The organism is Acinetobacter sp. TY2 (assembly GCF_046269225.1).
Taxonomy (GTDB): Bacteria; Pseudomonadota; Gammaproteobacteria; order Pseudomonadales; family Moraxellaceae; genus Acinetobacter.
The window spans coordinates 17589-35017 of record NZ_JBJZOR010000026.1; the positions used below are offsets into that span (position 1 = coordinate 17589).

Consider the following 17429-nt stretch of genomic DNA (forward strand, 5'->3'; position numbering starts at 1 on the left):
TTGTCCTGTATGTCGCAATGATATTTGGATTGCGTCACTGGCATTAAAGCCTAGCTTTCACCAAGAGGCACAATCATTAGATAAAATTCATGGTACTGATTTCAGAGATCGATCATTCAACCCAAAGTAATTAATTTAAAACCAACGGCGTCCAATAGGGCGCTTTTTTTGTGAGAAAGAAAATGTCTAAAGTAGTAACTGAGCAAGAATTGCAAGAAAAAGCTGTAGCACCTCGTGTAACCAAAGCACATATTGATGCTTTAAAAGATCGTGTAACTTACACAGTAGAACAACAACCAGGTGGAACAACATCCACATTTGTCCACGCCTTTCTTGATGGCAAATTTTCTTGGCTACAGGTTTTAGTGCATGTGTGAATGCTGAAAACTTTGATGCTGATATCGGCGAACGTTTGGCGCGTAGTAATGCTGAAAAGCATGCAGAAAACAAGCTATGGGAACTGGAAGGCTACCGCCTATTTGCCAATAGTTAAAACAAATAACAGCACCTTCCGAGGTGCTTTTTTATTGCCTGAAATTCGGATGAATGGGGCGCAACGAGCGGATGCTCACTTAAAAAGGGTCGGATGACTTATGAAACTTAAAACAGTAACGATTGAAAACAAGACTTATGCGGAAGTAAACGAACAAGGTTTGCCTTTGTATATTCATGATGACGGTAAAGAAGTTGCTCATGATGCACCGCAAACAGTGGCAACAATCAGTCGTTTAAATGGTGAGGCTAAAACCAATCGTGAACGCTATGAAACTGCTGAAACCTCTCTTAAAGCATTTGCAGGTATTGAAGACCCATCAGCTGCAATTAAAGCACTTGAAACCTTAAAAAACTTTGACGATAAAAAACTGGTGGATGCTGGTGAAGTCGAAAAAGTAAAAGCTGAAGCAATTAAAGCTGTTGAAGATAAATATGCTCCTATTGTTCAGGAGCGTGATGCATTTCAGTCGCAATTGCATAACGAACTTATTGGGGGTGGTTTCGCTCGTTCTAAGTTCATTCAGGACAATATCGCCGTGCCAGTTGACATGATTCAAGCCACTTTTGGGAAGAACTTCCAAATTGAAGATGGAAAAGTTGTGGCGGTTGGTGCAGATGGTCAAAAGATTTATTCACGTGCTCGCCCAGGTGAAGTTGCTGATTTTGACGAAGCTTTAGAAACTCTGGTTGATGGATACCAACATAAAGATTCAATTCTCAACGGTAATCGATCAGGTGGCGGTGGATTCCAAAATAATGGTGGTCAGAACTCTGGGCTTAAACGTGGCGATATGACTGCTAAAGACAAGTCAGATTACCTAAAAGCACATGGTCAAGAATCATATTTAAAACTTCCAAAATAAGGAGTCGTAATGACTACAGTTAACAGTGACATGGTTATTTATAATCAATTGGCACAAACAGCGTACTTGGAACGCTTGCAAGATAACCTTGATGTATTTAACAAAGCATCAAACGGTGCGATTCGTTATGTGAACGAAGTTATTCAGGGGGATTTTAGTCAAAAATCGTTCTATCGCGTTGGTGGTGGTATTGAGCATCGTGATGTGAACTCAGTAGCAAAAGTTACACCTAAAAAGATTGGTGCAGGTGAAATGGTTGGGGTGAAAACTCCATACAAATATGGTCCATACTCTTCCACTGAAGAGGCATTTAAACGCCGTGCACGTTCACCTGAAGAATTTGCTGAGATCATCGGTTATGACTTAGCTGATGCATTAGTTGCAGGTCGTTTGCAATATGGTCTAACAGCACTTAAAGCAGCTATCACAAGCAACCCTGATATGATTGCTAAAGGTAGTATCGCTACTGATGGTCGTAAAGCCCTAACCAAAGGCATGCGTAAATTTGGTGACAAGTTTGGGCGCATCTCTCTATGGGTTATGAACTCTGATACATATTTCGATATTGTTGATGAAGCACTGACCAATCAAGTCTATGGTGAATCTGAACTTGTGATTTATGGTGGATTACCAGGAACATTGGGTAAACCTGTTCTAGTCACTGATTTAGTAGGTGACAATGATGCGTTTGGCTTACAGGCAGGTGCATTAACTGTAACTGAATCACAAGCACCAGGCTTCCGTGCATACGATATCAATGATGAAGAAAACTTAGCAATCGGTATGCGTGCTGAAGGTACATTCAATTTAGATCTGCTTGGTTACTCTTGGGATTCATCAAAAGGTGCAAATCCAACACTTGCACTGCTTGGTGCGGATGCAAATTGGAAGAAGTACGCTACGAGCAACAAGATGACTGCAGGTACCTTGCTTGATCTGTCAGGTACACCATAAATAGAGGGCATTAGCCCTCTTTCTTTTTGTGAGAAAGAAATGAAAATTATCTATGCAAAGAAAAGTTCAGGAATTGATGAGCAAGGTTCATTTCAGAACCCTGAATATTATTTAAAGCCTGAATCAAATGCTCAGACGGTCGTAATCTATGGTGACTATCTACAAATTAAGACCGATTATGAAAAACTCGACATTGCTGTTGAAGAGCGTGAGCTACCGAAAGCTAAACCGCTAACAGTTGATGTTAAAGTCAGTATCACGCCAGAACTTCAAACCATTATTGATCAGGCAAAAGCTGAATGCGAAAAGGTGGTTGCTGAAAATGATGACTTAAAGCAACAACTAGGTAAAGAACGTGAAGTTATCAAAGCTCTTGATTTGGAAAACTCACAGCTTAAAGATCAAGTGCTCACTGCTGAAAAAACTCTGTTAGCAGCTGATGCAGAAATTAAAGTACTTAAAGCCGCAGCTAAAAAGCCAACTGCTGCTGAAGCTAAGACTGCCAAAGCCACTGAAGAAGCAATTCAGGCGGAATCACTAAAGGAATAACCCATGAGCTTTATCACTATTACTGAAGCTGAATCTAATCTTGGAGCGGATTTTGCACCAGATAGTGATAAGGCTCGACTTATTCTCTTATCGAATATTTGGATGAAAAACCAAGTTGGATTTGTCCCAGATCCAGTCCATGAAAATCTAAAATTAGCTTCATGTGAAATCATCAAAGGTATTTTGGCTAAAGTTATTTATAACGGACAAGATCAAGCTTTAAAACGCAAGAAAGTTAAAGCTGATTCGGTTGAGTCTGAAAAAGAATTTCAAGATGGATCTATAGCCATATCAAGCTTTGAACAGATTGCTTTAGCTTTTATTGATTCAGTCGATGGCTTAAAACCGAAGAGTGGGTTTAGCTTTAATGTGAGACGCTAACAATGAATAACAACTATGTGCCTGAGTGGTATATCTCGCCATTCCAACACGTTAAATATACATTGGCACGTAATCAGCTTCATATGGATATACTCTTCGATAATATGAATGATGTTGATGTATTCATGTCGAATGGATGTGATGCTCAGGTAAACTTTTATAATGATGATTCTCTTGCCATTGTGCAGATAGGTGATACATCAAAACGTACTTCTGTAGAAATTCACGGTTTATTGCTTCATGAAGCTGTGCATATATGGCAGAGAGTTAGGCAGCGAATGGGTGAGAATAATCCAAGCACAGAGTTCGAAGCTTATTCAATTCAATCAATCGCACAAGACTTATTTGCAATGTATGAAGAAAGTGAGGCTTAAATGGGTTTAAGAGACGAACTGCAAACTGACATTGCCGAAGCATTCAGTACTGATTTAGAAGATGCTGTATCAGAATTTACATGTACTAAGATAATTTACAGTGGCGAAATGGATTTTGCTACACAGACCTATCCTATTATTGGAAATGAAACTTATAGTGGTCGTGGTGTCTTATTTGGCTCGTATCACAAAGATATGGTGAAGCCTAATGATTATCAGGTTACGGACTGTAAAGCCACTGTGTTACAAAATGAAGTTGATGGTGTGCCACAGATTAATGATATATGGGTCACAGTAAAAGGCGAGTTCAAGGTTGTAAATATTGGTGCTGATCCAGTGAATGCTATTTGGAAAGTGCAGTTGCGGAAAGAATAGTTTTAAGGTTTGGGGTGGGTGAAATTTATGGGTTGGAATGGATTAAGACCATCACAATTTACGCTTCAAGTCTTACGTGATGGCTCAGAATTGCAAAGAAAAATTACAGCAGCAATGCTTCAGGGTGTTGTACTTAAAAGCCCTGTAGATACAGGAGCTTTTCGTGGTAATCATCGGGTTTCAATTGGTAGTGTGGATTACACCAAAGACTTTCAGAAAAAAGATAAGTCAGGTGCTACCGCTATTGCAGATGGAATGGTGAAAATTCTAAATGTTAGATTAGGAATGCGAGTTTTTATTAGTAACAATTTACCTTATGCGATTGCGTTGGAAAATGGGCATTCCAAGCAAGCATCATTAGGAGTGTATTCGCTTACATTCCAATACGTTTGTGAGAAATACAAATGATGACCAATACCGAAGCATTACAAGCGATATTAAGCCGTGTTGGTACATTTACAGGAATGAAAAAGACCAATATTCAACTCGCAAATAATCAAATTGTTAAAGGTAAGCCTTTTGAACCACCTAAGGGTGAGATATGGGTAAAGATTACCGTTAAAAATGCAGGGAGCTTTATTTCAGGTATTGGTAATAAGCCTTGCACTCGAACCACTGGCATTGTTTTTATTCAGTTATTTGCACCGTTAAATTCAGGTACTAATGATCTTTCATTGCTCGCTGATAAATGGTCTGATCATTTGCAATTCTACAGTGTGAATCGCCTAGAAATGCTTGAGGCTAATATCTTGGATACTGGTGAGAATAATGGGTATTATCAATATAATGTGAATGTAGCTTATCGGGTGAATTGATATGAATGAATTGCCAGAAGAATTATGCGAATACCAGTTATTTACCTGTGATTATGCAGAACCTAGAAATACGAATTACACTCATGTTAAATCATTTGATGATCGTGAGAGCGCACAAAAATATGCATCAGAAACTTTAGGGCTAAAACTAGCGCATGAATTATATGAGTTCGAAATTGTTAAGCGATCAAATAAAGTAAAAATAAATGAACTCTATCAAATGAAAAAACAGTTCATTCAATTTGAAAATGAAAAATTAGAGTTGATAAACAATATTAAATTGTGCTCAAAAGCCCCGCCTGATCTTGAAAGTAAAACTATTTCAGAACTCATGCGTATTTACTACGCAACGATTGATGATAAGTGTCCTCAATGTGGGGGATACATAACCAAATTGCCATTTACATCAATTTACCCATCTAGCAAATCTTAAAGACAAGCGTCCAAAAGGGCGCTTTTTAATTACCTAATCATACTGCCTCCTCAATGGAGGTTTTTTTATGCCTTAAATAAGGAGAACTTCATGAGTTCTGGAGCTAAGCAACTCACACGTGTAGGTTCTGAAGCAACACCGGGTGTGATTGCATCAACTTGGGAAACCTTTGCATTTACAGCTAATGGTCTTGATGCAAAAGCGACTACAACTGAATCACAAACTATTAAAGATACTCGTATTGCTGCAGGTACACTCGTTACAGGTATTGAGGTTCAAGGAGACCTAGAAAGTGAATTTGCATACGGCACTCAAGACGATTTGCTCGAAGGTGTTGCATTTAATCAATGGGTGAACAATGTTTTAACTTTTGGTGGCACAACACGTAAAACTTTTTCAGTGGTGCGTGGTTTCAAGGATATTGACAACTACCAAGTTTTCACAGGTTGTCATTTTAATCAGTGGACTTTGTCGATTCCTGACAGCGGTATTGTGACTTCAAAATACTCAATTATGGGTATGAAGCGAACAGCGTATGAAGTTGCACCGACAGGAACCGTAACACCTGCTGTCGATGCACCTGTTTTAACCAGTCTTTCGACCGGTGATATTCTGATTGATGGTCAAAAGAAAGCAGGGATGTGTGTCACACAACTTGATCTAACTATTGATAATTCAATGCAGATTCAAAAATGCTTAGATTATGAAAATAATATATCTGCAATTTTAGAAACCATCATGAAGGGCACGGGTAGCTTCACGATTGCTTGGTCTAAAAACACTGCTGAACTTTACGAAAAACAATTCTTAAATGAGCCGATTTCGCTTGAATACTCTTTAAAAGACAGCGCAGGTAATAAATACACATTATCTCTACCTAAATTACAGCTTTCAGCACCTTTGCCAAGTGGTAAAGCAGGTGACATTCTAACCACTCAATTCTCATTCACGGTTGCTGACGAAGCTCCAACATTAACTCTTATTCCAAAAGTAGGTCCTTAATATGTTGATTGAAATCGAAGAAGAAAAGATTGAGTTTAAGTCTGAATGGTTTGATTTCAAAGATGGCGTAAAGCTACTTATTGCAAGCGCCAATAAACCATCATTTAATCGAGCCTTAGAGCTTAATGGTATTCAAGCTGAACAGGAGCTAAACGGCTATAAAGAAATTACAGACGAAAGTGCCATCAAAGCTAAACTTGGCTTCAATCGATCTGTAGCTCACTTGTTACTTGGTTGGTCAGGTTTAATTGGTAAAGATAAAAAGCCGATTGAATACTCGCATCAAACATCTGAACTGATTTGCACAAGTTCAAAGCAGTCTTTCGATATTATTGTATTTGTTCTTGCCAAGGCTAAAGAGTTGCGAGATCAAAAGAATGCAGTGATTAAAGAAGAAGTGGGAAAGTCCTCAAGCACTACGAGCAAAGAGGTATCCAGTGGTGCGAAGAGAAAACAGCCGAGGTCTACGAAAAGTTAGGTATTCAGGCACCTGAGCGACTTAAGCCAAGCTTTACCGCAAGTCACATCATCAATGCTTTTAATCTCATCGCCAAGTCGAGAAAGTTCATAGCTTTCCCGAATGGCGGTGGATTTTATCAGCCATTATCACTTCAGGATATTCAAAGCTATTTTGATATTTTTGGCTGTGACGTGGATAAAAGAATGTTTGTTGAGTGTGTGTTTGCGTTGGATGGGAAGTGGTTAGAAGGGAATAAGGTGTGAATTTAAATACATAGAACTACCCAAAGGTGCTTTTTTATTGCTCAAATTTATTATTATCTGTTACATTGAGTAAATGTAATAGCATAAAAGAGATAATAATGAAGATATTAGCAGTAGGGATTATTTTAAGCTTGAGTTTTGTTTCAGTAGCAGAAGCAAAGGGGCGTCAACCTTGTTCTGGAGGCAAAGGTGGAATTAAGCATTGTCAGGCAGGGAAATTTGTTTGCAATGATGGTTCTATTAGTGCTTCGAAAAAAGTGTGTAAATAGGTGATGTATGGGCTTCAGATTCAGGAAAAGCATTAAGCTTGCACCTGGGGTTAAACTCAACTTAACAGGGAAAGGTATATCTAGCGTTTCACTTGGTAAGAATGGTGCAAAAGTAAATATAAGCAAAAAAGGAACTAGATCAACGATTGGAATACCGGGGTCAGGTTTATCTTACTCATCTTATTCACCAAGAAAGAAAGCTACCTCACCACAGCAAGGTCAACCTTTACAGGGCAATAAGACATTAGGATTAATCAACCTAGTTATTATTATTGTATGCCTTATATTTATTTTGTTTGCTATTTTTAAGTGATTGGTAGAGCGTTTCAATGAAAAGAATTTTGATGCTGGGTTTATTTTGTTTTTTTGCATCAGCCGAGACTTTCGCTACAAAACAGTGTGAGCAGATGTATGAACTAAGTCACGCAATTATGCAGATGCGTCAATGGGGAACACCCATAACTGAGCAAATGGCGACACTTGATAGAATGGAAAAATCAGCATCAAAAGACAAAGGCGTTATCAAGCTCCTAGATTTTTATCGCTTAGTTGTTGTTGGGGCTTACAAAGAACCTAGGTTTGATACAAAAGAATACCAAGATAAGATATCCGTTGATTTTGCAAATAACATGGCAGCTATCTGCTATGGGAATCCACCCAAAAAAGCACCCTAGGGTGCTTTTTTAATGCTTCTCATATTTGAGCATCATATCGAGACCCTCAATTTGAGTGTCTCGAAGAAAAGCCAAAATTTAACTAAAACGATCCGCATTTTCTCACTACGTGGTTGTCACCTCATAGCAATGTTTTCCAAAACAGCAATCGCAAAGCAATTCCGCAAATGGGTGTTGGACATACTTGATAAAGAAGTTGGTGCTCCTGTTGCCAAAACAACCAAGGTAGAACGCAGACCATTACATGATGCTCACGCAATGCTTGTAGCTAAGACTAAACATTTAAATTCAAGTGATGCATGGAAAATCATTAATCAGCGTTTTGGAACACTGAGTATTAATGAGATTCCTTACGATGCCATTCCTGTCGCCGTGGAATATGTTCATCATTTGATTGCTTTATTTAGTAATGCTGAGAAGAAGCAATTTTCACATACTGATCTACAGAATATGCATGCCCTTGCAACACACATGATATGGGCGCGTGAATGGTGGAGAGAGTATGGTGACGTAATCAAAAAATTGAATCCTGTTATAGCGGGAAGAGTGAATGATCACTTTATTGATGGCTCGAGTATGGCTTGGCAGTTTGTAAAGGCTGATGAAAAGCAACAATTAATCGAGTGTGTAAAAAGTTTTGATTGGTTTACTGCAACTTATCAGCAAAAGTTATTAATTTAGGTATTACTTTAACAAAACCATCCTTAATGGTGGTTTTTTTGTATAATCCATCTTCTTGAAACTAATAGAAAATATTTTAAAGAGGGCATAATGAAACTTAAAACAATTTTAGCTGCTTTACTTGCAACTGCTGCAATTAATGCATGGGCTTTGGACGTAGATAATCCAAGCTTAGAGGACTGTAAAGATAATGCTGATACTCTGGGTTATGTGATGACAATCAAAGCACAATGTAATTTAGAAACTGATGATTCAGGAAATGAATTGGTGCAACTTGTTAATGAGCTAAGCAAGAAATGCATAGCGAAATATGGTGAAAAATCCATGGCGAATGCTACAAGACTTGGAATATTTTCAGCAAAAGAAGAGTTTGAAGAAACAGGTAGAAATTCGACATGCTATAGAGCATTAGATCAATACCCGGGATTATTTGATTAAAAAGTACTAAGCCTGATAACCCATCTTCGGGTGGTTTTTTAAGAGAGTTACACTTATAGAAGAGAGCTAAATTTGTATGGTTTTCTTAGGATCAAAACAAAACCCCGATAATTAGGATTGTTGGGGTTTTTATTACCCAAAAAAGCAAAAAGCCCGTGATTCGCAGTCATGGGCTTTTTTGTTTCCAGTTGAATCACGCAAGAACAAGAGGAAATAAATCTATATGCAGAAGAATACATCAAATTCACAATTAAAGGTAGATGGAAAAATGACATCAAAAGGCGCTGATCGTGTGGGAATGTTGCAAGGAATAGCTTTGTTAATCCTTTCATTGAGTACTTTGGGTCTATCAGTGGCAGCAATTTTGTATTCGCTAAAGTAAATTTTATGAAAGTAATTTCATATCTACCTCCTTAACGGAGGTTTTTTTATGCCTAAAGGAAAGTGATATGGCCGAACAACGCAGTACGCTTATTATTGAGATTAGCTCAGAACAAGCACGCAGAAACGCTCAAGCATTAGATCGTGAGCTTCGTAGTATTCAGAACTCGGGTAACTATGCAAGCACATCAATGAACTCAATGTCTGTTGCCTGTCGTCAACTTGCGGGCTATATGATGGGAGTTGTGACTGTTGGTGCTGCGATTGGCAAGATGGATGAATACACCAATCTCAACAACCGTTTACGCTTGGTGACTGATACTCAAAAAGAACTCACTCTAGCAATGAAAGATACTTTTAATATTGCTCAACGTTCAGGTGCGGCATGGGGTGGTACAGCGGCAATTTACCAAAAAATTCAATATAACAGTGAAAAATTAGGGTTAAGTCAGACTCAGGTTGCGAAAGTTACTGAATCAATTTCTAAATCAATAAGTAATTCAGGGTCAAGCGCTCAAGCCGCAAGTGCTGCTCTATATCAGCTTGGTCAGTCATTTGATAAATCATCATTAAATGGCGATGAGTTTGTATCCATGTCTGAAAATGCAGGCTATTTGATGGAGGTATTTTCAAAAGGCTTGGGTGTAACTCGTGCTGAATTGAAAGAAATGTCATCTCAAGGATTACTTACCACAGACAAAATGATTGAAGCAATTCAAAAAATGTCAGGCTCGATTGAAGAAGATTTTGGTAAAACCAACTTCACCATTGGTCAGGGGTTTACTCAGTTAAGTAATGCTGTTACCAAATTTGTAGGTGAAGCAGGGCAAGGTAGTGGTGCTGCAACTGTAATTTCGGATTCACTCGGGACACTCGCAGAAAACTTAAATTCAGTGACAAATATCGCGATGATTGGCGGCGCATATTGGGTTGGCACTTATATTCCTGCAATTTATGCAAGCACTGTTGCGGGTTATGGAAAGATTAAGCAACTCGCTGAACAAACAATTATTCAATATGCAGCGGTGCAGGCCGAAAGAGCAGCGGCAGTAACAGCCTTGGCTTCAGCAGAAGCTGAGGTTTTGCGAACACAAACCACATTAGCTGCGATTGCAGCAGAAAAAGCTTTAGAGGTTCAAAGACTCAAGGGACAAATTTCTGACCTTGGTCGAATTCAATCGACAACTCGCATGGCAGGATTACGCCAAGTAGAAGCTCAAGTAACTGCTGAATTGACTATAGCTGAAACTGCTTTAGCAGCAGCAAGAACACGATCGGCGGCCGCTGCAACAGCTACTTTGGGTGTTAGTTCAAGAATATTAGGTGTAATGACAGGACCCATTGGTATTGGTATTTCGATTGCTGCTGTTGCAGCTGGATATCTACTTATGCGTGATAGCACAGCAGAAGCTAATAAGAAACTTGAGGAACAGACTGAGATTGCGAGTAAAACCAAGCAAGAATTACTTGAGTTACAAGGCGTTCAAAAGAGAGGTGCACAAGCAGATTTACAAGAAGCATTCAAAGGACAAAATAAAGAGTTAAGAGATTTAAACTATTTATTTAACGCTCATACAATTGAATTGCAAAATGCTTATCGTGGAAACTTACAGATTACTGAAATTTCCAACAAAGTTCGTGAAGGCACAATGAGTCAGGTTGATGCAATCAAAGCATTAAATAAACTTGATTTTATTGATCCAAAGCAGCTTAAGCAGCTTCGAGATGATAATAAGCTGTATGAAGAAAAACGTGAAATTGTAACCAAGGTTCAGGAGGCGCTTAAGGTATTTGGCATTAATGCTGAGCTTATGGGGAATAAAGCTTCAAACTCATCAACAGGTGTGGCAGCAATAGGTAAAGAGGCTGTAGTAACGTCTGAAAAAGTCAAAGGCTTAGATGCTGATATTCAAAAGTTTATAAGCAATTCTCTCAATAATATCGCTTCTAACGAAGAGCGATTAAGACTCTATGCTCAAGGATATACAAAAGAGTCTGCTGATATGGTTTTAAAATATCGAGAAGCAATGGGACTTATAGGATCGGATCAGCAATTACCACTAGGCACCATTGCTTTAATGGGCAGGGAGTTATCGGTTCAGACCCAATTGAAAGATATAGAGGATAAGCGTTCTAAGACGGAAAAGGATCGCACTAAGGAGTTGGAAAAACAGCAACAAATTATCCAGGTGAATGCCAAAGTTCAAGCAAATGCTGCGAAATACAATTTTAACGGTATTGAAGGTAAGTATGGACTTCCATCAGGACTTCTTTCTGGTATTCACATGCAAGAATCTCGGGGTCATTCAAATGCTGTAGGACCGCAAACCAAATACGGCACAGCAAAGGGTGGATTTCAATTTTTGGATTCTACAGCCAAAAGATTCAAGCTATTCGGTAATGATGTTTTTGATCTAGGAAAGTCTGCTGATGCAGCGGGGCAATACCTACAGCTTTTGTATAAGAAATTTGGAGATTGGGATAAAGCCATTTCTGCATATCATGCGGGGGAAGGTAATGTTGCGGCGGGTACAAATATTGGTCCAGTGAATCGCCAGTATGTGAAAAATATTAAAGGATATGTTGCAGGTGTTAATGGTTACTCAGGATCATCTAAAGATTTTGATTCAACTATGGATGATCAAGCCAAATATGCACAAAAAACTTTGGAGGAAATTGACCAGCTCAATGCAAAATACTCTAATGCCGATATAACTCGCAATAAAGATCGTTTGACTGAGATTGCCGAAGCTGAAAGGCTTGGACAAACCCAACTGATTGATCAAATCAACCTTAGATATTCAGATGAGTCTTATCTAGCAAAGCTTCAGCTTGATCAGCAAGTTAATGGATGGAAATGGGTTGGTGAAGAGCGAATTAATAAAGAGGCTGAGATCAATCGCGCTGTGACCAATGCATCTAAGGAGTTCAGTAAAGATCAAAAGCAACTTGTAATGAATGGAATTAATGCCTTATCAAAGTATGAGATTGATGAGTATCGCAAAACTCAACAGCTCAAAATTGCTGAATATCAAGTGGCTTTTAGTCAGCCTTTGACAGAGTTGCAAGCTGAAGTATTGAATATGCAAGCCAAAGCTATCATGGGTGGTGGATATGGTGCTTGGGCACTTCAAAATCAGAAAAAAGATGATTTTAAAAGGCTTGGTGAGAATTACGATAAAAATGTAAACAACATCAATGAGGATAAAATCATTACTGATGATGCAGTTCGCAAGCAGATGTTGCTTGACGCAGAAGAATCCTTTCGATTAAGTAAGTTGAAGCTGAATGAAAAATACACTCTACTTGAACGGGACTTGGCTAAAACTCAACAGCAAGAGCAATTAAGTCTATTGAGTGGGATTCTCTCTAACGCGCAAACAACATTTTCACAACTTACGCAGTCTGCAAAAGATGGCGCAGGTGAACAATCCACAATGTATCGTACGATGTTTGCATTACAGCAAGGTTTTTCAATTGCGTCCTCTATTCTTGCTGCACATACCGCATACACTCAGGCGTTTGCTGATCCAAGCGCAATGACATTACCTCAAAAAATTGCAGGAGGCATGACCGTAATGGCGGCTTTAATGCCAGCACTTGCAACCATCTCATCTGTAAGTCTTCAAGGTATGGCACACGATGGTATTGATAATGTACCGAAAGAAGGAACATGGCTTTTAGATAAGGGTGAACGTGTTGTTGATAGTCGAACCAATGCTGATTTAAAGAACTATCTTTCAAATAGCAAACAACAAGGTGCTCAGATCGTAATTAACAACAATGCATCAACGAAAGTTTCAGCAACGCAGGGCGCAGACGGCAAAACCTACATCACAATTGATGAAGTTGAAGGATTTATCAATAATTCACTGCAAAACCCTAATAGCTCAATGTCCAAAGGCATTAGTCGAGGTTTTAATACTCAACGGAGACGGTAATGAATAAACTCGCTTACTGTGTTCAGCAGTCGGGCTATACAGTTACGCATGGCAATAATGTGATTGTGCAAGAATTGGAAGGTGGACCATCTCGTTATCGAAGAAGTCGAAAACGTAATTCACATATTGTCAGTGTGAATTTCACGGTTAAAAAAGAAGGCTACGATTATCTCGTAGCTTTTTTTAATGTCTGGGCGATGAATCCTGCAATGCCATTTTTAGCCATGCTGATGATTGATGATGCTGAACTTGCTGAATATAAATGTGCGTTTCGTTCTGAATTTCACCTTGATTCAAAAGATGGACCGATCTTTAAGGTGTCCACAACTTTTGAAGTTCAAGCGAAGTTACGCAATATTGACAATGACTTACTGCTTGTGTTGCTTGGAAATAATCATCTATTAGATCGCTACACCAATATTGAGAAAATCCCGAATATCTGGTTGCCTAATGCGGTGGGTGTATGAGCGATTTAGTTTCATTTTTCTTAGATGCAACAGGTGATATTGCTGATTTGCATGTGATTGAAATTTCACATCCCAACTTCACAAAAGTTTTCAGATTTGTGAATAGTGATGAAGAGGGTATTTCAGTTAAGCATGAAGATGGTATCGAATACTTTTATGAATATGCTGCATTTCGTGTTGATCGATCAAATGTCACTGCTGACTTAGATCAAGCAGTAAGTATCACTTTTAATGATTACGATGATGCGCTTAAAAATGCGGTCAATCAATCTGATTACATGATACCTGCAACATTTAAGTATCGGATCTATCGTGATGATGATCTCAATTACCCAATGATTTTGCTTGAAACGCTGAAAATTACAGATGTGAATAGTGATGATTATGGTGTTGTAACCTTTGATGCTAAAGCAGAAGAACTTAATACCGTGGGGACAGGTGAGCGTTATACACGTGAAAATTGTCCCTGTTTGAGAGGTGTTTAATGAATCTTGAAAGTTTATTGTCACGCACGCACAAACTAAATTACGGATGTAATGAGTTTGCTTGTGAAGCGTGGAAGATGCTCACGGGTGAAGATTTAGCGAAGCGCATGCAAAAGCATTTAAAAAAAGGCAATGGCTTTGAAGAAATCACTGAGCCAATCAGCCCCTGCATCGTATTTTTCTCAAGAAATGAAAGAAGCTCAACACATGTTGGGCTTTTTTTTAACAATCGTATTTGGCACTTGGGATTTCGAGGTGCTCAAAATGCACCACTTGAGCATGTCCGAATCGGATTCAGTAATGTGAGATTTTATCAATGAACCGTGTCTTTATTATTGCTGATCCATTCAAAAAAAATGAATACACCTATTCAGAAGTGGATGATGTTTGTGAGTATTTACAGAAAGAATTCAAAACCTTTCCAGAGAAAGCACGTATTTATCATAAAAGTGTTGCAAGCAAAAATGATGTAACCCCAACATCTGTAAGATCAATCAAGAGATTACAAAGCCTTGAGGGGGATTTTTATGTTGTGATTTATCCAGATGAGCCGATCTCAATCGCTATGTGGATTGTAATGGCAATCACAGCAGCATTTAGTATTTATACTTATGCAACAATGCCTAAAATAAAAGCGCAGGCCAATGAATCTCCTAATAATGAACTTGGGGATCGGCAGAATCAGGTGCGCTTGGGTGGGCGTGTTCCTGAGATTTTAGGTAACCCCAACGCCACACCTGACTTGATTGCAAATCCATATTTTGTTTATGAAAACGGTCGAAAAATTGAATACCAATTGTTGTGTATAGGTGTTGGCTACTTTGAAATTCATCGCTGTCGAGATGGTGAAACTGATGTCGAAGATATTTCAGGCACATCGGTTGCGGTGTTTGATCCAGGTGTAGCGATCAATACAAATAATACAATTTACAGCACGGGTGAAGCATTCACTGATTTACCACTTGCAGTCAGTCACTCGGATTCAATTAATGGGCAGAGTCTACAAGAACCAAACGACACGCTTATTGAGTCATCTGATCTGTATTTTGAGCACCCAAATTTAATCAAATCACGCTCGACGATAGACTTCACTCAGACCTTTGCGAAAGATGACAATATTGAATTGATTGGTGCTGATTTCGGTATTTTGGATGCAGTTTTGTCGGGTCAAGTCATGATTAAAACCAATAAAACGGTGGTGATTGAATCAGACTTGGACTTACTCAATCCGAATAACTATCAGGGATTACTGTTAACAGGTGCGCTTGTTGAGATTCGAACAATGGTCGGATTGACTGAGCAGGTGAGCTATAAAGATGTATCAGGTCAATACCAAGTCAGCGGAGTATCTAAAAGCACAACCGCAAATGGATTTCACTATGTGATCAGTCTACTCAATGCATTGAACGTAAATCCGAATTGGCAATTTATTAAAAATGATCAAACCATTAATGCAGGTGTAACATTAAATAAAAACACCAACAGTATTATCTTGTCTGACTCATATTCGATTGATCGAGTGACTACAACTCAGATTGAATTGAAAAACCCAAGTTTAGTCAATTCGGATTGGGCAAAGTTAAACGGACTGCCAAACCAAAGTACGATTGCTCAAACTGCTGATATTGCTTTGGATAAAATCACAAACAAATGGGTGGGTTGGCACACGATTTTAATGCGCGATGCTGAAAGCATCACCTTTAACTTATTTTTTCCAAATGGGTTATGGCGACAAACCTCAAGGGGTGGTGTGTCTGAAGCTTGGCAGACAGCGCTCATTGAGTATCAGTCTGTTGATGTGGATGGCGTGCCATTTGGCCATGTTTATACACATTCAAAAGAATATCGTAAGTCTGAAAAAGTGCCATTTGGTGAAACAATTACGATCAGTCTTCCCATCATTGGGGGAGTGCGTTTCCGTATTTGCAAAACCAATGTGCGTATTGCGCCGAATGTTCAGACAGATGTGAAAGTTGAAGATGTATTTGCTTCAATGACACCACAAAAAGCCACTTATGAAAATTGGACAGTGGTGCGTTCAAAAGTGGTTGGTACGGACGGTGCGATGTCTGTGAAGTCAAGAAAATTGAATTTTAATCTCATTCGGAAATTGAAACTCAATGGCGAAGGCGCTTTAACAGCAACAACATCAGGTGCACAAGCACTGATTCATCTTGCGCTTGATGCTAAAAATGGACGCAGAACGATTAATGAAATTGATATTGATCAGATTCTTGCTGAAGAGCAGTGGGTGAATGAATACTTTGGATCGACAGATGCAACAGGATTTACACATACGATTGATGATAATAATTTGTCATTTGAAGAAATGGCAGGAATGATCACCAGTACAATGTTTTGTGAAGGCTATCGATTTGGCAGTAAGTTGCGCATTGATTTTGAAAAACCGCAAGAGAATGCGGTCTTGCTTTTTAATCATCGAAATAAGGTTATAAAATCAGGTAAACGCACTCGAAGTTCGGGCAATAAAGATGGTTATGATGGTGTTGAGGTTGAGTACACAAGTCCTATTGATGACACGAGAGTGACTTATATTGCATCTGATGTTGAATTTCCGCTGAATACGATGCAGATCAAAACATCAGGTATTCGAAATGAGGCCCAAGCAAAAACAAGAGCATGGCGAGAATGGAATAAGATTAAGTATCAGTATTTATCTTGTGAGTTCACAGCGATGGATGAGTCTGAAATCCTACGTAGAAACAATAAAATTCTAGTTGCCGATAGCTCTAACTTAAAAACGCAAGATGGTGAAGTACTCGTAGTAGATGGCTTGGTCTTAACGCTTTCACAAGAAACTGAAATGACTGAAACAGATGATTATTTTATTCAATTGCAAATAAAAGATGCGACTGTCGATATTATTGAAGTGCGGCCAGGTGAATTTACAGATCAAGTGATTTTGACTCGCCCACCGCTTTTACCACTTGTTGTTGAAGACGGAAAATTTATTAAGACGACTTATCAGATTGTTGTTGCTGAAGAACTGGCAACCACAGCATTTATCATGTCTGAAATGTCACGACAATCTGATACAACGAACACTTTAAAGTGCGTCAATTACACAGATCAATATTATGAAAAAGACCACAGCTTTTTCTAAAGATT

22 protein-coding genes and 1 pseudogene are annotated in these 17429 nt (G+C 38.8%); all 23 read left to right on the plus strand.

Translation table 11 applies throughout. The annotated features are described in order from the left end of the window. Positions 1-182: 182 nt before the first annotated feature. The 23 genes and pseudogenes from ACK1JC_RS14020 (at position 183) to ACK1JC_RS14130 (ending at position 17424) form a co-directional block, all read left to right on the plus strand. Positions 183-493: pseudogene (locus ACK1JC_RS14020) on the plus strand (Gp49 family protein). A 100-nt stretch (positions 494-593) separates the two neighbouring features. Continuing rightward, on the plus strand, positions 594-1358 hold the full coding sequence (locus ACK1JC_RS14025; RefSeq protein ID WP_409512491.1) for a DUF6651 domain-containing protein: 765 nt from the start codon (positions 594-596) through the stop codon (positions 1356-1358). Between the two features lie 9 nt (positions 1359-1367). Then, a complete protein-coding gene (locus ACK1JC_RS14030; protein ID WP_409512492.1) occupies positions 1368-2312 on the plus strand; it encodes a major capsid protein in 945 nt (314 codons plus the stop codon). A gap of 39 nt (positions 2313-2351) precedes the next feature. Further along, on the plus strand, positions 2352-2861 hold the full coding sequence (locus ACK1JC_RS14035) for a stress-responsive nuclear envelope protein (RefSeq protein ID WP_409512493.1): 510 nt from the start codon (positions 2352-2354) through the stop codon (positions 2859-2861). Positions 2862-2864: 3 nt separating this feature from the next. Then, on the plus strand, positions 2865-3242 hold the full coding sequence (locus ACK1JC_RS14040; protein WP_409512494.1) for a hypothetical protein: 378 nt from the start codon (positions 2865-2867) through the stop codon (positions 3240-3242). Positions 3243-3244: 2 nt separating this feature from the next. After that, on the plus strand, positions 3245-3616 hold the full coding sequence (locus ACK1JC_RS14045) for a hypothetical protein (protein ID WP_409512495.1): 372 nt from the start codon (positions 3245-3247) through the stop codon (positions 3614-3616). Next, a complete protein-coding gene (locus ACK1JC_RS14050; protein WP_409512496.1) occupies positions 3617-3991 on the plus strand; it encodes a glutamate 5-kinase in 375 nt (124 codons plus the stop codon). A gap of 27 nt (positions 3992-4018) precedes the next feature. Beyond that, complete coding sequence (locus ACK1JC_RS14055) at positions 4019-4399, plus strand: hypothetical protein (RefSeq protein WP_409512497.1); 381 nt, start codon at positions 4019-4021, stop codon at positions 4397-4399. Beyond that, positions 4396-4806 (plus strand): hypothetical protein, encoded by a 411-nt coding sequence (locus tag ACK1JC_RS14060; protein ID WP_409512498.1) that lies wholly within the window; start codon positions 4396-4398, stop codon positions 4804-4806. Before ACK1JC_RS14055 ends, ACK1JC_RS14060 begins: the two co-directional genes overlap by 4 nt. A gap of 1 nt (position 4807) precedes the next feature. Continuing rightward, the gene (locus ACK1JC_RS14065) at positions 4808-5239 is read left to right on the plus strand and encodes a hypothetical protein (protein WP_409512499.1); all 432 of its coding nucleotides are present in this window, start codon (positions 4808-4810) and stop codon (positions 5237-5239) included. A 90-nt stretch (positions 5240-5329) separates the two neighbouring features. Continuing rightward, entirely contained in the window at positions 5330-6241 is a 912-nt protein-coding gene (locus ACK1JC_RS14070) for a phage tail tube protein (RefSeq protein WP_409512500.1), read from the plus strand. A gap of 1 nt (position 6242) precedes the next feature. Continuing rightward, entirely contained in the window at positions 6243-6719 is a 477-nt protein-coding gene (locus ACK1JC_RS14075) for a hypothetical protein (protein ID WP_409512501.1), read from the plus strand. Between the two features lie 343 nt (positions 6720-7062). Further along, positions 7063-7233 (plus strand): hypothetical protein, encoded by a 171-nt coding sequence (locus ACK1JC_RS14080; RefSeq protein WP_409512502.1) that lies wholly within the window; start codon positions 7063-7065, stop codon positions 7231-7233. Positions 7234-7240: 7 nt separating this feature from the next. Further along, positions 7241-7546 carry a DUF4236 domain-containing protein gene (locus ACK1JC_RS14085; RefSeq protein ID WP_409512503.1) on the plus strand — a complete coding sequence of 102 codons (306 nt, stop codon included), beginning with the start codon at positions 7241-7243 and terminating at the stop codon, positions 7544-7546. A gap of 16 nt (positions 7547-7562) precedes the next feature. Continuing rightward, positions 7563-7907: a hypothetical protein gene (locus ACK1JC_RS14090; protein ID WP_409512504.1), complete on the plus strand. Its 345-nt coding sequence runs from the start codon at positions 7563-7565 to the stop codon at positions 7905-7907. A 129-nt stretch (positions 7908-8036) separates the two neighbouring features. After that, on the plus strand, positions 8037-8588 hold the full coding sequence (locus ACK1JC_RS14095; protein WP_409512505.1) for a hypothetical protein: 552 nt from the start codon (positions 8037-8039) through the stop codon (positions 8586-8588). Between the two features lie 90 nt (positions 8589-8678). Beyond that, the gene (locus tag ACK1JC_RS14100; protein WP_409512506.1) at positions 8679-9026 is read left to right on the plus strand and encodes a hypothetical protein; all 348 of its coding nucleotides are present in this window, start codon (positions 8679-8681) and stop codon (positions 9024-9026) included. A 223-nt stretch (positions 9027-9249) separates the two neighbouring features. Next, positions 9250-9408 carry a hypothetical protein gene (locus ACK1JC_RS14105; RefSeq protein WP_409512507.1) on the plus strand — a complete coding sequence of 53 codons (159 nt, stop codon included), beginning with the start codon at positions 9250-9252 and terminating at the stop codon, positions 9406-9408. A 67-nt stretch (positions 9409-9475) separates the two neighbouring features. After that, complete coding sequence (locus ACK1JC_RS14110; protein ID WP_409512508.1) at positions 9476-13348, plus strand: tape measure protein; 3873 nt, start codon at positions 9476-9478, stop codon at positions 13346-13348. Continuing rightward, positions 13348-13815 (plus strand): hypothetical protein, encoded by a 468-nt coding sequence (locus ACK1JC_RS14115; protein WP_409512509.1) that lies wholly within the window; start codon positions 13348-13350, stop codon positions 13813-13815. Before ACK1JC_RS14110 ends, ACK1JC_RS14115 begins: the two co-directional genes overlap by 1 nt. Further along, positions 13812-14300 carry a DUF1833 family protein gene (locus tag ACK1JC_RS14120; protein WP_409512510.1) on the plus strand — a complete coding sequence of 163 codons (489 nt, stop codon included), beginning with the start codon at positions 13812-13814 and terminating at the stop codon, positions 14298-14300. Before ACK1JC_RS14115 ends, ACK1JC_RS14120 begins: the two co-directional genes overlap by 4 nt. After that, complete coding sequence (locus ACK1JC_RS14125; protein WP_409512511.1) at positions 14300-14620, plus strand: hypothetical protein; 321 nt, start codon at positions 14300-14302, stop codon at positions 14618-14620. Before ACK1JC_RS14120 ends, ACK1JC_RS14125 begins: the two co-directional genes overlap by 1 nt. Further along, positions 14617-17424: a host specificity factor TipJ family phage tail protein gene (locus tag ACK1JC_RS14130; protein ID WP_409512512.1), complete on the plus strand. Its 2808-nt coding sequence runs from the start codon at positions 14617-14619 to the stop codon at positions 17422-17424. Before ACK1JC_RS14125 ends, ACK1JC_RS14130 begins: the two co-directional genes overlap by 4 nt. Positions 17425-17429 lie beyond the last annotated feature (5 nt).